This is a genomic window from Actinomadura sp. NPDC048021 (assembly GCF_040653135.1).
GTDB classification, from domain to species: Bacteria; Actinomycetota; Actinomycetes; order Streptosporangiales; family Streptosporangiaceae; genus Spirillospora; species Spirillospora verrucosospora.
In genome coordinates, this window is record NZ_JBEZJQ010000005.1 from 164,709 (window position 1) to 178,852 (window position 14,144).

General features: G+C 73.5%; 8 protein-coding genes and 2 pseudogenes. 6 read left to right on the forward strand and 4 right to left on the reverse strand.

The genetic code is table 11. From position 1 onward, the window contains the following. Nucleotides 1-13: 13 nt before the first annotated feature. The 3 genes and pseudogenes from AB0C87_RS10735 to AB0C87_RS10745 all read left to right on the forward strand — a co-directional run. Nucleotides 14-934, forward strand: a complete 921-nt coding sequence (locus tag AB0C87_RS10735) for a glycosyltransferase (protein ID WP_360577205.1) — start codon at nucleotides 14-16, stop codon at nucleotides 932-934. Further along, nucleotides 931-2,079, forward strand: coding sequence for a glycosyltransferase family 4 protein (locus AB0C87_RS10740; RefSeq protein ID WP_360577206.1), 1,149 nt, complete (start codon nucleotides 931-933; stop codon nucleotides 2,077-2,079). The genes AB0C87_RS10735 and AB0C87_RS10740 overlap by 4 nt, the downstream gene beginning before the upstream one ends. A gap of 70 nt (nucleotides 2,080-2,149) precedes the next feature. Beyond that, nucleotides 2,150-4,231: pseudogene (locus AB0C87_RS10745) on the forward strand (alpha-(1->3)-arabinofuranosyltransferase family protein); the annotation flags it as partial. A gap of 2,110 nt (nucleotides 4,232-6,341) precedes the next feature. Here AB0C87_RS10745 and AB0C87_RS10750 read toward each other — a convergent pair. Further along, nucleotides 6,342-7,523, reverse strand: a complete 1,182-nt coding sequence (locus tag AB0C87_RS10750) for an acyltransferase (protein WP_345181735.1) — start codon at nucleotides 7,521-7,523, stop codon at nucleotides 6,342-6,344. A 188-nt stretch (nucleotides 7,524-7,711) separates the two neighbouring features. Beyond that, nucleotides 7,712-8,473 (reverse strand): annotated as a pseudogene (locus AB0C87_RS10755) (methyltransferase domain-containing protein); the annotation flags it as partial. Nucleotides 8,474-8,658: 185 nt separating this feature from the next. Here AB0C87_RS10755 and AB0C87_RS10760 point away from each other — a divergent pair. From AB0C87_RS10760 to AB0C87_RS10770, 3 genes are all read left to right on the forward strand, one after another. Then, the gene (locus tag AB0C87_RS10760; RefSeq protein WP_360577207.1) at nucleotides 8,659-9,819 is read left to right on the forward strand and encodes a DUF3068 domain-containing protein; all 1,161 of its coding nucleotides are present in this window, start codon (nucleotides 8,659-8,661) and stop codon (nucleotides 9,817-9,819) included. A 416-nt stretch (nucleotides 9,820-10,235) separates the two neighbouring features. Further along, nucleotides 10,236-11,345, forward strand: coding sequence for a nitronate monooxygenase family protein (locus AB0C87_RS10765; RefSeq protein WP_360577208.1), 1,110 nt, complete (start codon nucleotides 10,236-10,238; stop codon nucleotides 11,343-11,345). 168 nt (nucleotides 11,346-11,513) lie between these two features. After that, on the forward strand, nucleotides 11,514-12,629 hold the full coding sequence (locus tag AB0C87_RS10770; RefSeq protein ID WP_360577209.1) for a hypothetical protein: 1,116 nt from the start codon (nucleotides 11,514-11,516) through the stop codon (nucleotides 12,627-12,629). Between the two features lie 71 nt (nucleotides 12,630-12,700). Here the strand turns inward: AB0C87_RS10770 and AB0C87_RS10775 are convergent, their stop codons facing one another. After that, nucleotides 12,701-13,099, reverse strand: coding sequence for a hypothetical protein (locus AB0C87_RS10775; protein WP_345181726.1), 399 nt, complete (start codon nucleotides 13,097-13,099; stop codon nucleotides 12,701-12,703). A 104-nt stretch (nucleotides 13,100-13,203) separates the two neighbouring features. After that, nucleotides 13,204-14,016, reverse strand: coding sequence for a crotonase/enoyl-CoA hydratase family protein (locus AB0C87_RS10780; RefSeq protein WP_360577210.1), 813 nt, complete (start codon nucleotides 14,014-14,016; stop codon nucleotides 13,204-13,206). Nucleotides 14,017-14,144: the final 128 nt, after the last annotated feature.

The following is a 14,144-nucleotide window of genomic DNA, read 5'->3' on the forward strand; positions in this document are numbered from 1 at the left end:
CGTGTAGGCCCTGATGGGGACCAGGCGTGACCGGCCCGCACTTCTGGAGATCGTCGTTCCCGCCTTCAACGAGGCCGACCGGCTTCCGGCGGGACTGGATCTGCTGTGCGGCAAGCTCGCGGGCCTCGCGGCGCGGGCCGAGGTCATCGTCGTCGACAACGCCAGCACCGACGGGACGGCCGGCATCGTCGAGTCCTGGGACGGGCCGGTCCCCGTCCGGCTGGTGCGCTGCGAGCGCCGGGGGAAGGGAGCGGCGGTCCGCGCCGGACTGCTCGCGACGCGGGCCCCTTACGTGGGCTTCATGGACGCCGATATGGCAACAGACCTCGCCGCGCTGGACGAAGCCATCGTCCTGCTGCGCGAGGGCCGCCCGGTCGTGGTCGGGTCAAGGCGCCACGGTCGGTCGGTCGTCCAGGGGTACGCGCTGCCCGTCAGGCGCCTCGGCGCCATCACCTTCAACCGGATCGTCCGCGACCTCGTGGGCGGCATCCCCGACACCCAGTGCGGGTTCAAGTTCTTCTACGGCCCCCTCGGACGGGCCGCCGCGAAGGACCTGCGCACGTCGGGCTTCTCGTTCGACGTCGAACTCCTCGCCCACTGCGTGCGGCGCGGAGCGTCCGTGACGGACATCCCGGTGGTCTGGCGTGACCGTCCGGGATCGACGTTCTCGGTCCGGCGGCATTCGCTGCAATGCCTGCTCGACCTGGCCCGGATCCGCGCGCGCGCCGGAGTCCGGCTGCCTCTCATACCGGTGAGGCCGAACCTTCCAGTCGTGCCGCTGCGGGCGGTGCTCGGTGAGCCGAGCCCGGTGCCGGTCGCCCTGTCGGAACCCATCGCCCTGTCGAGTCCGGTCGCCCTGTCGAGTCCGGTCGCCCTGTCGCACGCGGCCGCACTGGCTGAGAACGTTCCCGCGTCGCGCGCGAAGACGGGATGAGCGAGAAGCTGCGGCTGGCGGTCGTCAACTGGAGGGATCCCTGGCATCCCTCCGCAGGCGGCGCCGAACGCTACGCATGGGAACTGGCGCGCAGGTTCGCCGGTGAAGGAGCCCGCGTCCATTACGTGACGAGCAGGGCGCAGGGGCAGAGGCGCAGGGAACGGGTCGAGGACGTGGAGTTCGTACGTCTCGGCGGCCGTTTCACCGTCTACCCCCTGGTCCTGCTGTGGATGCTGGGTTTCCGCCTCAGGCGGCGGCGTTTCGACGCCGTCGTCGACTGCCAGAACGGCATCCCTTTCTTCACGCCGTGGGTCATGCCGCGCCGGGTCCCGGTGTTCTGCGTCGTCCACCATGTGCACGACGCTCAGTTCGGTCTGTACTTCCCCAGATGGCTCGCGTGGGTCGGCCAGGTCCTGGAGGGGCCGGTGAGCCGTTGGACTTACCGGCGGCACGCGTTCGTCGTCGTCTCGCCGTCCACGGAGCGCGCCGTCAAGGAGCGGCTGGGCTGGAGCGGTCCGACCTACGTCGTCCCCAACGGAACGGTGGTCGCCGAGCCCGACGGCGCGGTCCCGGAGCCCGCCGGGAACCCGGATCTCGTCTGCGTGACCCGGCTCGTCCCGCACAAGCGGCTCCCTCTCCTTCTCGACCTCGCCGGCGACCTCTCCGAGACCCATCCCGGGCTGAAGCTCCACATCGTCGGAGACGGCCCCGAGGCGCCCACCCTCGCGACCGAGATCAGAGCCCGCGGCCTGGAGAAGGTCGTCATCGCCCACGGCTACGTCGCCGAGAACGTGAAGGCGGCCCTGGTCGCTCGCGCCGACCTGCATCTCAGCACGTCCCAGGGCGAAGGCTGGGGCCTCAGCGTCATCGAGGCCGCCGCGTTCGGCGTCCCCACCGTCGCGCACGACGTGGACGGCCTGCGCGACGCCGTCCGCGACGGGGCCACCGGATGGCTCGTCCGCGAGGGCGACGACCAGGCCGACGTCGTCCGGCGCGCCCTCAAGGACCTCGCCGACCGCGCGGAGCGTGATCGCATCGCCACGGAATGTCAGAGGCGGGCGGCAGAGTTCGACTGGGCGCGCACCGCCGCCCGGATGCGGGACCTCGTCGCCGCCGCAGTCCGGGCCCGCGAGGCCGGTGCGTGAGGCGACCGAAGGTACGGTGACGGGCACCCTGGCTGACGCCCGGGAGAGCAGAGAGGGGCAGAGGGCGAGCATGGCGGTGGGAGAGGCGAATCCGCCCCGCGCCGGCGCGTCCCGCCGACCCGTGCCGGACGGTCCGGACGTCGCGGGCCGGGTGCGGGAGCGGCTGCGCGTCCTCGCGTGCTGCCTCGCGCTGACCGCGCTCGCCTTCGGCGCCCGCCCCGGCGCGATCCTGGCCGACACCAAGATCGACATGGCGGTGAACCCGCTCGGGTTCCTCGGCCGCGCCCTGCACCTGTGGGACCCCGAGCAGTTCGGCCAGCTCCAGAACCAGGCCGTCGGCTACCTGTTCCCGATGGGCCCCTTCTTCGCGCTCGGCGACCTGGCCGGAATGCCCGCGTGGATCACCCAGCGGTTCTGGCTGGCGCTGCTGATGTGCCTGGCGTTCACCGGCACCTGGCGCCTCGCGGGGCGCCTCGGCTTCGGCGCCGGCGGCGACGGGCAGGGCGCCCGCCTGTTCGCGGCGATGGCCTACGCGCTCGCCCCGAACGGGCTGGCCACGCTCGGGCAGATCTCCTCGGAGTACCTGCCGGTCGCGATGCTGCCCTGGATCGTCCTGCCGCTGGCCGGCGCGGCGGCCGGGGAGACGGGGCGGCTCAGGGCGGCGGCGAGGTCGGGCCTGGCGATCGCCTGCTGCGGCGGCATCAACGCGACCGCGACCGTCGCCGTGCTGGTCGTCCCGGTCGTGTACGTGGTGACGCGGCCGCGCGGATCGTTCCGGGCGCGGATGCTCGCGTGGTGGTCGGCGGCGGCGGGCGCGGCCGTGGCCTGGTGGCTCGCCCCCCTCCTGCTCACCGGAACCTACGGCTTCTCCTGGCTGACCTACACCGAGAAGGCGCGGACCACGGCCGGGCCGACCGGCCTGATCAACGTCCTGCGCGGCGCGGAGCGCTGGGTCAACTACCTGATCGTGGACGGGCAGGTCTGGTGGCCGGTCGGGCACGGCCTGTCCCTCGGCCCCGTGGCGATCGTCTGCACGGGCCTCGCCGCCGCGATCGGGCTCGCCGGGCTGCTGAGCCGGCTGCTGCCCGAGCGGACGTTCCTGCTGCTCACGCTGCTCGCCGGGCTGGCGATCCTGTCGATGGGCCACCTCAGCGGCCTGCCGGGTCCGTTCGCCGAGCAGCTCCGCGACCTGCTCGACGGCCCGCTCGCCCCGCTGCGCAACCTGCACAAGTTCGACGCGGTCGTCCGGCTGCCGCTCGCGCTCGGCCTCGCCCACGCGCTCGTCGCCGCGGCCCGCCGCACGGCGGGCCACGTGCGCGGCCGGGGGGCCGGGCCGGCGTCCGGCCCGGCGCTGAGGTCGCTGCTCAGCCTGCCGGTGGCCGCCGCCGTCGCGCTCGGCGGCATCGGCGTCACGGCCGCCTCGCAGGGCCTGTCCGGGCCGGGCGAGTTCACGGAGGTGCCCCGGTACTGGCGGGACGCCGCGGCGTGGATCAACGCGCGGGCCGGGCGGCAGGGGGTGCTGGCCGTCCCGGGCGCGCCGTTCGGCGAGTACCTGTGGGGCCGCCCCATGGACGACATCGTCCAGCCGCTCCTGTCGGCGCGGTGGGGCGTCCGGCAGCTCGTCCCGGCCGGGTCGCCCGGGTACACGCGCGCGCTCGACGCGATCGACCAGCAGGTCCGGTCCGGGCAGGGGACGCCCGGCCTGAGCGCCTTCCTCGGCCGGATGGGCGTCCGGTACGTCCTGGTGCGCAATGACCTGCGGCGCGAGTCGCTGCGGGGCGCCTGGCCCGCCCGCCTCCACCAGGCGCTCGGCGACTCTCCCGGGATGCGGAGGGCCGCCGCGTTCGGCGCGCCCGTCGGCGGGGACGCCGACGACGCGGTGACCGCCGTCGACCAGAAGTACCCGGCGCTGGAGGTCTACGAGGTCGCCGGCGCCGCGGGCGTGGCGACCCTCGCCGACGCCGCAGACCCCGTCCGCGTGTACGGGGGGCCGGAGTCGCTGCTGCCCATGGCCGACGGCGGCACGCTGCCGGACGGGCCCGTCCTGCTGGACGACGACGCCGCCGACCTCGGGGGCGCCCCGGTCGTGACCGACTCGCCCCGCCTGCTGCGCCGCAACTTCGGCGAGCTGCACCAGACGTCTCCGACGCTGACCGCCGCCCGCGAGGGTGAGGCCGCCGACGTCCTCGACACGGGCTGGAGGCGCTACGCGACCCACGTGACGTACGGCGGCGGCGTCCGCGACGTCACGGCGTCCACCTCGGCGGCGGGCGACGACGCCGTCCCGCAGGCGCGCGAGCCCGAGGCGACCCCGTTCGCGGCGCTCGACGGCGACCAGTTCACCGCCTGGAAGACGGGCGGCTGGAACGGGCCGGTCGGGCAGTGGCTCCGCGTCGACTTCGACCGGCCCCGCGAGGTGCCGAGCCTCACCGCCGCGTTCCTCCAGGACGGGTCCCTCGGCCCCGCCGTCTCGCGCGTCGCCGTCGAAACCGAGAACGGGACGGTGCGGCAGGACGTCCAGAAGATCGTGACCGGGCAGCCCCTCCGCGCGCCCGGCGGCCCGACCCGCTGGCTGCGGCTGCGGATCCTCGGGCTGGCCTCCGAGCCGCTCGTCCCGGGTTTCGCCCGCGCGGGCGTGGCGGAGCTGTCGATCGGCGGGGTGCGGCCTGCCCGCACTTTCACGATGCCCGCGCCCGCCGGCCTCGCCGGGCCCGCGACGTACGTGATGAGCCGGGCGCAGGGCGCCGCGGGGGAGTGCGTGAAGGGCAGCCGCCGCTGGGTGTGCTCGCCGTCCCTCGGGTCCGGCGACGAGGAGGAGGCGGGGTTCGACCGGACGTTCACCGCCGCCGCCGCGGGCCGGGCCGCCGTCACCGGCACGGCCGTGCTCACCGACCGGCGGCTCGTCGAGCGGTTCACCGCCGTCCGGGGGCAGCCGGCCGTCGCCGCGAGCTCGGTCCTGGCCGACCACCCCGCCGATCAGCCGAGGGCGGGCTTCGACGGCGACCCCCGGACGGCCTGGATCGCGGGGGAGCGGGACGAGGCGCCCACGTACACCGTCCGGTGGAAGGGCCGCAAGCGGCTGGCGTCCGTCACCGTCACCCGTCCGCCCTCTGCCTCCGGGCCGATGCGCGTCCGGGTCGAGGGGGCGAACGGCCAGACCCGCGAAGGGCTGTCCGACGCCCAGGGCAGGCTGGCGTTCGCCCCGATGACGACCGACCGGGTCACGTTCACCTTCTTCCGGGAGAGCCAGGCCCAGCCCGTCCAGGTGACCAACCTCGTCATTCCCGGCGTCAAGCCGATCCCCGACGTCCGCGCCGTCCCGCTGCGGCTGCCGTGCGGGTACGGCCCGAAACTGCGGATCGGCGGCGCCGCCGTCCAGACCAAGGCGACCGGCACGCTCGGCGACCTGCTCGCGGGCCGGCCGCTGCGGTTCAGCGCGTGCACTCCCGCCGCGCTCCAAGCGGGCCGGAACCGGCTGGCGTCCGCGCCGTTCGACCCCTACCGCCTCGACACGGTGACGGTCGGGGCGAAGCCCCGCGCCGCCGCGTCGGCCCGGCCGCCGCAGCAGGTCAAGGTGCTCGAATGGGGCTCCAGCACGCGCAGGCTGGAGGTGGACGCCGCCACCGCCTCCTTCCTCACGGTGAACGAGAACTTCAACACCGGTTGGCGCGCGACCGTCGGCGGCGCCGAACTGCGAGCCGTCCGCCTCGACGGCTGGAAGCAGGGCTGGGTCGTCCCGAAGGGGACCAGCGGCGTCGTCGAGCTGGCCTACGCCCCCGACCGGGCGCAGCGGACCGCCGTCGTCGCGGGCCTCGTCCTGCTGCTCGTCCTGCTGGTGATCGCCGTCTGGCCGTCCGGGCGGGGCCGGCGCGGCCCGGAGCCCCGCGCCCTCGTCGCCGGGACGGGCTGGCCCGCGTGGGCGGCGGTCGCCCTCGCCGCCGCGCTCGGCGGCTGGATCGCCGGGCTGCCCGGCCTCGCCGTCACGGCCGCCGTCGCCGCCGCCTGCGGCTGGGCCCGCACCCGCCGCTCCGCCGTGCCGCGCGCCCTGGCGTCGCCGTGGCCGGTCGCGCTCGCCATGCTCGCCGGGGCGGGCTGCCTCGCCGCCGGTGTCCGGCTCGACCTGATCGACAACCCGGCGGCCCCGTCCGGACCGCTCGGCGACATCGCCCCGCAGCTGCTCGGGCTCGTGATCGTCGGGCGGCTCGCGGTCGAGCTGTGGCGCCCGAAGCCGCCCGGCGGCGGCTCCGGCGGCCCGATCCCGCTCAGCTGGACGGCGCCGGGGCAGGGTCCGCCTGACGGGACGGCGCCCGGCGGCGGGTCAGCCGCTGGACCGGCCACTCCACCAGGTAGTGGGTCAGGGCCCCCGCTGCGATGGTCGCCGCAGCCACCACCGGCAGATCCGTCGCGACGTTCCCCCGGAAGCCGCGGCCGGTCGCGTCGAACCAGGCGATGATGATCAGGAGCTGCCACAGGAACACGCCGTAGGAGATCCGGCCGAGGAACCGCATCACCGGGTTCCCCAGGATCGCGCCGAGCGCCGGATGGTCCGCCGGAGCCAGCGCCACCGGCGCCACGAGCGCCGCCGCGCACAGCCCGAACACCACCACGTGCAGCAGGGACGTCCAGAAGGCGTCCGGCGTCTGGAGGCTGAGCGGCCCGGCGGCGGGCGTCGCCGCCACCACGTACAGCATCGCCGCCGCGACCCAGCACGCCGCCCACGAGTCGGAGACGGCGCGGCACACCGCGGCCACGGGACGGCGCTCGTCCAGCCGCGCCCACACCGTCACCACCGCGAGCGCCATCCCGATCGCGAACCAGGCGAAGTACCGCGGCAGCCAGACCCCCATCCCGGTGTGCCGCTCCGGGACGAACATGAGGACGGTCCACGGCAGCGACAGCGCCGCGTACACGCCGATGCCGACGAGGAGGCGCCGGGCGCGGACGCCGACGTCGCGGCTGCCCGTCCGGCGCGCGTACCAGGAGAGGGCGGCCGCGGTGAACGGCAGCAGGACGTACCAGCCGGCCTCGACGACGAGGCTCCACATCTGCCCGAGGTGCGCGGGCCCGAGGTCGCCGTTCCACCACGGGTCGGGCAGGTAGGTCTGCGTCAAAGTGAGCAGCGATCCCCAGGTCAGCGGGTCGCCGACGTGGTCGCGCCCGGCTGTGAACATGAACACCACGACTACGGCCCAGTACGCGGGCAGGATGCGGAACACGCGCCTGCGCAGGTACTCGGCCGTCCGCGGCGCGGCACGCCCGTCCAGGACGGCCGCCGCCCACGGGCGGTAGAGCAGCAGCCCGGAGAGCGCGAAGAAGATCGGCACGCCCACCTGGCCGCCGTTGAACAGCCACCGCGCGCCGTTCGGGTTGGTGATCGAACCGGCCGCGCTCGCGACATGGAAGACCAGGACCACGAGCGCCGCCACGGCGCGCAGGCCGTCCACGGTGTCCTGATGCCCCGAAACGGGCGGCGCCGCAGACCGGACCCCCCGCTCACCATCCCTCACGAACCAGGCCCCCCGAGCACGCCATGGTTCTCGACCCCGCCAAGCCCCCCACCCTGCCGGAGCGCGTCCGGCTCTCCGGGCGCTTCTTGCTTTCTGGGTGTGGGGTGGTCGTTGAGGGGGGTGTTTTTTCTGAGTACCAGGACGAGGTTCCAGGTGGCGACTTCGCGTAGGCCCGGGACGCGGACGACGGCCTCCGCCCAGCGCGGGTGGTAGCGGGGCAGCGCGTCCAGGACGGTCGCCTGGTCGTTCCCGCGGGCCCACCTGAGCGCCGACGACACCGACACCGGATGCAGGCCCAGCCCGAACCGGTTCTTCGGCGGGAACCCGTTCCGGCGCTCGTAGCGCCGCGCCGCCCGGTCGCCGCCGAGATAGTGCCAGGGGGACGTCTCGTGGCCGCCCCACGGGGACAGCCAGTTGGTGAACGACAGGAAGACCGTCCCGCCGGGCCTGGTCACCCGGACCATCTCGTCGGCCATGCGCCAGGGGTCGGGGACGTGCTCCAGGACGTTCGACGAGAAGCACACGTCGACCGACCCCGTGCGGAAGGGGAGGGCCAGCGCGCTCCCGACGAGGGTGTTCGGCACGTCGACGGCGTGCGCGGTCAGTTCGGAAAGGTCGTGGTCGATGCCGGTGCAGCGCGCGCCGGCGTCCGCCAGCGCGCGGGCGAAGAACCCGGAGCCGGTCCCCACGTCGACGACCGTCGCGCCCGCCAGATCGGCGTACGAGCCGAGCTGCGCGACGGTGTCGCGCGCCATCAGCTCGTAGAAGTACTCCGGTTCGCTCTGCTCGCGCCGGAAAGCGTTCAGCAACCGGACCGACCGCGCCAGCGTGGCCCGGTGCCCGTTCCCGGGACGTGTTCCGTCCCGCCTGGGGGGCGCCGCCGCCATCGCCACCTCACCGTCCGTGTCGTCGAGCCCGGTCGTCCCGCCGATCGGGCGCCCGCAAGGTAACGGGGAGCTTACCGACCAGTACAGCGGTCCGGTAGGGTGACCCGGACATGCTGGAGGTGGGGCCCGGCGGCTCGGCGAGGCCCCCGCCCGCCGTGCGAGCGACGGCAGCCCCGGAGGTGTTCATGCGGCGACCGGTCGGCCTGGTCCTGATCGGCCTTGGCGCGTTCTTCCTCACGCTCGCGCCGCTCGTCCGTTTCTACGTCGCCGACCAGGTGGTCGTCGCTCCACTGAACCGCTACCAGGTGACGAACCTGGAGTCGAAGGGCTCCACGTACTTCGACGAGGCCGACCTCAAGCTCAAGACCGGCGTCACGCTGCTGGCCAAGAACACCGTCCGCGGGGACGTCCGCGCCAACGAGGGCAACGACGACATCGCGGTCTGGGACTCCACCACCAACATCTACAACCAGGACAAGCCGGACAAGCCAGTTCAGATCCAGGGCTACCGCATCGCCTTCGACCGCCGGACCGGCGTCCTGACCAACTGCTGCGGCGCCAACGTCGACGGCGACAACGGCGTCCGGATGACCGGGTACGGACTGCTGTTCCCCATCGCGAACGTGCAGAAGAAGGACTACCCCTTCTACGACATGACGACCAAGCAGACGGCGCCGATGCAGTTCAACGCCGTCGAGAAGGTCCACGGGCTGACGACGTACCGGTTCACCCAGACGATCCCGCTCACCAAGACGGCGGCGCTGGACGCCAAGCTGCCCGCGAAGATGCTCGGCCTGCCCGACGACGCGGGGAGCCAGAAGGTCGACCGGTACACCGAGGCCTACAACACCGTCTGGGTCGACCCGCGCACGGGCATCCCGGTCAAGCACCGCGAGAACATCCGCAGCACCGTCCGCACGGCCGACGGCAGGGGCTCGATGATCGTCGCGCAGGCCGACCTCATCACCGTCGACAGGGACCAGAAGGGCCTGGTCGACATGGCGAACAGCACCGCCCTGCAGATCGACATGGTGCGCAGCTACATCCCGGCCGCCGGCGTCCTGCTCGGCCTGATCCTGCTCTTCGTCGGCGGCCACTTCGGCATGTCCCGCCGCGAGGCCCCGCCCCTGGAGGCCCCGCGCCGCCCCGACGGCAAGTTCGGCGACATGACCTCGCCCGGCCCGCGCAGGCCGTCCGGCCCGCCCGGACCGTCCAAGCCGTCCGCGACGCCCACCGAATCAGCCGCGCCCGTCGTCCCCTCCGCCGGTCCGCCCGAGCCCCGCCGCACGGCGCCCCGCAGCCAGCGCCAGCAACGCAAGGCCGCAGGCCCCGCGAAACGCCGCTGACCCCACGGGCAGGCCCGGCTCGCCGCCCCCTCGCCCTGCCCAGCCGCCCACGCCCGTATCCCAGTACGAGCTGCGACCGCCTGCCGGTCCGCACGCCGCACCGTCACCTCCCGCCCGCGCCGCCTCCTGCCTGCGCCACCTGCGGCCCGCGTTGCCTAGGGCCTGCGCTACCTGCGGCCTGCGCTATCTGCGGCCTGCGCCGCCTGCGGCCCGCGTCACCTCTTGCCTGTGTTGCCTGTGTTGCCTGCGGCCTGGGTTGCCTTTGCTTTGCTGTTGCGGGGTTCCTGTGCGTCGGCCCGTGGTGCTGAGAGAGGTTGTTGATACGTGTTCTAGAAGGCGGGCTGGCGGGCGTCCGGGATGAGATTCCTAACTAGAACCTGTTGCAGTTTTACGGGTCCGCGCCTAGGGTCGAGGCTGTGCGGACACGAGTCACCGAACTATTCGGCATCGAGTACCCGATCTTCGCGTTCAGTCATTGCCGCGACGTGGTCGCGGCGGTGAGCCGCGCCGGCGGCATGGGCGTCCTCGGCGCCCTGCACTTCACCCCCGAGGAGCTCGAACTCGAGCTGAAGTGGATCGACGAGCACGTGGGGGGCAAGCCCTACGGCGTGGACGTCGTGATGCCCGCCAAGTACGAGGGCGCCGACGTCGGCGACGCCGAGGAGCTGCTCGGCAAGCTCCAGGGCATGATCCCGGGGCAGCACCGGGAGTTCCTGGAGAACCTGCTGGCCGAGCACGGGGTCGACCCGCCCAGCGAGCAGGCCGGCAAGGCGCTGCTCGGCTGGACGGACGTGACCGCGCGGCCGCAGGTCGAGGTGGCGCTCAAGCACCCGATCGCGCTGCTGGCCAACGCGCTCGGCCCGCCCCCGGCGGACGTCGTCGAGCAGGCGCACGAGCACGGGGTGAAGGTCGCCGGGCTGGCCTCCAACGCGCGGCACGCCCTCAAGCAGGTCGAGGTCGGCGTGGACATCATCGTCGCGCAGGGCACCGAGGCGGGCGGGCACACCGGCGACGTCGCCACCATGGTCCTCATCCCCGAGGTCGTGGACGCCGTCGGCGAGGACACCATCGTGCTCGCGGCGGGCGGCATCGGCCGGGGCCGCCAGATGGCCGCCGGCATGGCGCTCGGCGCGGACGGCGTCTGGACGGGCTCGATCTGGCTGACGGTCGACGAGGCCGACACCCCCGAGCGGGCCCTGCCGAAGCTGCTCAACGCCACGTCCCGCGACACCGTCCGGTCCCGGGCCTGGACGGGCAAGCCCGCGCGCTTCCTCAAGACCGCGTGGACCGAGGCGTGGGAGAGCGAGAACTCGCCGGGCTACCTCCCGATGCCCATGCAGTTCATGCTGATCGCCGACGCCCTGCCCCGGATCCAGCGGTCCGGCGACGGGGAGCTGGTCACCTTCCCGGTGGGCCAGATCGTCGGATCGATGAACCAGGTGAAGCCGGCCGCGCAGGTCGTCTACGACCTGATCGAGGAGTACGTCGAGGCGATCGAGCGCCTGAACGCCATCACCGAGGGCTGACCGCCCCGAAGGCCCCGGCCGGTGCTGTTCCTCCCAGCCCCGGCCGGGGCCGCGCGCTTTCCCGGTCGCGCGGCGACCGTACGAAGATCATCAAAGCCCCTGATACCGGCGGTGGCCGCTGTTACGGTGTGCCCGCACCAAGATCATTTTTACGGGGAAAGGCATCGGGTGAAGAGAAGCAGAAGGCTCGCCGTGTTCGCGGGGTCCACCCTCGCTCTGGGGGCGGTCGCCGCCGCCGGGATCGTCGCGGCGCGCCCCGGCGAGCACCGCGCGGCGTCCGTCGCCGGCGCCGCCGCGACCACGTGGCCGCTCGTCCAGAGCAGCCCGAACACCGACACCGGAACCAGCCTCAGCGGTCTGGCCGCGGCACCGGACGGCACCATGTGGGCCGCCGGCGGCCGGCAGGCGAGCGGCGTCTACAAGCCGATCCTCCAGCGCCTGACCGGCGACACCTGGAGCAACGTGGCGCTGCCGGCGGCGGCCGCCCCGTACCGCTTCAACGCCGCCGCGGCCACGTCGGCGTCGAACCTGTGGCTGGCCGCCCAGCTCAACACCTCGGGTGACTCCCACGCCGTGCTGCGCTGGAACGGCACGGCCTGGAGCACGTTCAAGGTCCCGCTGGGCTTCCAGCCCAGCGACATCGCCACCGCGGGCCCCGGCAGCACGTGGGTGGTCAGCAGCTCGGCGGCCAAGCACTGGAACGGCACGGCCTGGGCCGACACCCCGATCGGGATCAAGCCCCGCGCGATCACGGCCGTCTCGTCCACCAGCGCGTGGGCGGTCGGCTGGGCCGAGGGGCAGCCCGCCACGGCCCACTGGAACGGCACCTCGTGGACCAACGTCCCGTTCCCCCGGGTCGACGGCGTGGACGTCAACAGCGAGATCGCGTCCACCCTGAGCGACGTGTACGCCGCCTCCGCGAACGACGTCTGGGCGGTCGGGTCGGTGCGGGTGGTCGACGAATCGGGCAAGAAGGTCTCGCGTTCGCTGCTGGCGCACTGGAACGGCACCGTGTGGAGCAACACCCTCGGCGCCCCCGGCACCTACCTGACCAAGGTCGCCTCGGACGGCGCGGGCGGTATCTGGGTCTCCGCCGGCACCACCATGCGCCACCGCACCGCGGCGGGCGTCTGGTCCGACGAGACCGTGGCCCAGCCCACTGGGACGAGGGCCAACCCGACGGCGCTGGCCCTCCGCCCGGGCACCACGACCATGTGGGCGGTCGGTTGGACGAGCAACAGCGCGACCGGGTGGGCCGACCTGGCTCACTGGCGCAGCAGCTGACGACCGCATAGAAGGAACCCGGCCGGCGCCGTCCCTCTGGCGCCGGCCGGGTTCCTCGGTTCGGGGGCCGGTCAGAAGCGGGTCATCCAGGACAGTGCGCGGGCCAGGACGTAGTAGACGGCGCCCGCGAGGGCCCAGTTGATGTAGAGCTGCTCGTCGGGGTCGCTGCGCGTGAAGACGTCGTGGAACGGCGTGGCGAGCCAGCGTCCCGCGTCGAGCGTGGCGTCCACCAGGGTGTTGCCGGGGTTCGCGCCGCCCCACGTCAGCAGCATGCCGAGGGCGAGGATCGCGACCGCCGCCCAGCCCGCCGCCATGATCATCGCGCTGACGGGGTTCGGCCTGGTGCGCCGCCAGCGCGGCGGCTTGCGCTGGACGGCCGTGCCGTCCGTCCGCCGCCAGAGCGCCCGCCGGGGCGGACGGGGGGACGTCTCCTCCGGCGTCTCGTGCTTGCGTCCTAGATGCAAGGCCATGGCCTCGTCCTTCCGTGCTCGCCTTCGCCCCAGGCGATGCCACGGGAGGCGCCCCGCAAACCCGGCCCCTATTTACGGACAGTCCATTTCCGGTCGGACGGACGTCACTTGCCGTGGTAGACGGGCGGGCGCTTCTCCTTGAAGGCGCGCGAGCCCTCCTTGGCGTCCTCGGAGCCGATGACCGGCCAGCCGATCTCGTCGGAGATCTTGAGGGCGTCCTCCTCGGACAGGTGCTGGGTCTCGCGGTAGGTGCGCAGGATGCCCTGGACGGCGAGCGGGCCGCAGGCGGCGATCTGGTCGGCCAGCTCGCGGGCTGCGGCCAGCGCCTGCCCGTCCGGGACGATCTTGTTGATGAGGCCCATGGCGAGGGCCTCCCGCGGGGTGACCGAGCGGGCGGTCAGCAGGATGTCCATCGCGTTGGCGTAGCCGATCTGGCGGGGGAGCCGGATCGCGGAGCCGCCCATGGGGAACAGGCCGCGCTTCGCCTCGTACAGGCCGAGGGTGGCGCCCTCGGCGACCACGCGCAGGTCGGTGCCGACGAGCAGCTCGGTGCCGCCCGCCACGGCGTAGCCCTCGATGGCGCAGATCAGCGGCTTGGTCGGCTGGCCCTCGCGCAGCAGGCCCTTCCAGTGGAAGTTGGGGATCTGCGCCATCCGCTCCTGGACGCGGGGGTCGGACGGCTGCTGCCCCATGGCCTTCAGGTCGGCGCCGGCGCAGAACGTGCCCTCGGCCCCGGTGAGGATGGCGACGCGCACCTCGGGGGTGTCGGAGATGTAGGTCCAGGCGTCGGCGAGGCCCACCAGCATGGACGAGCTGAGCGCGTTGCGCGCCTCCGGGCGGTTCATCGTGACGATGACGACGTGGCCGTCGCGCTCGACGACGCAGTGCTCGGTGCTGATCGGCAGCCGTTCCGTCATGGTTCCTCCAGCTCAGATGTCAAACGAGAACAGATTCTAGTTAAGCCGCTGCCCTACCGATAGGGGTTGAACTGCAAAACGAGAACGTGATCTACTTTGGCTGCCGGGCGTCCGCAGCGGGCGCCGGT

Coding starts and splice junctions, on each gene's coding strand:
- AB0C87_RS10735 (WP_360577205.1), top strand. CDS start 14: ATGGGGACCAGGCGTGACCGGCCCGCACTTCTGGAGATCGTCGTTCCC.
- AB0C87_RS10740 (WP_360577206.1), top strand. CDS start 931: ATGAGCGAGAAGCTGCGGCTGGCGGTCGTCAACTGGAGGGATCCCTGG.
- AB0C87_RS10760 (WP_360577207.1), top strand. CDS start 8,659: ATGCGGCGACCGGTCGGCCTGGTCCTGATCGGCCTTGGCGCGTTCTTC.
- AB0C87_RS10775 (WP_345181726.1), bottom strand. CDS start 13,099: ATGGCCTTGCATCTAGGACGCAAGCACGAGACGCCGGAGGAGACGTCC.
- AB0C87_RS10780 (WP_360577210.1), bottom strand. CDS start 14,016: ATGACGGAACGGCTGCCGATCAGCACCGAGCACTGCGTCGTCGAGCGC.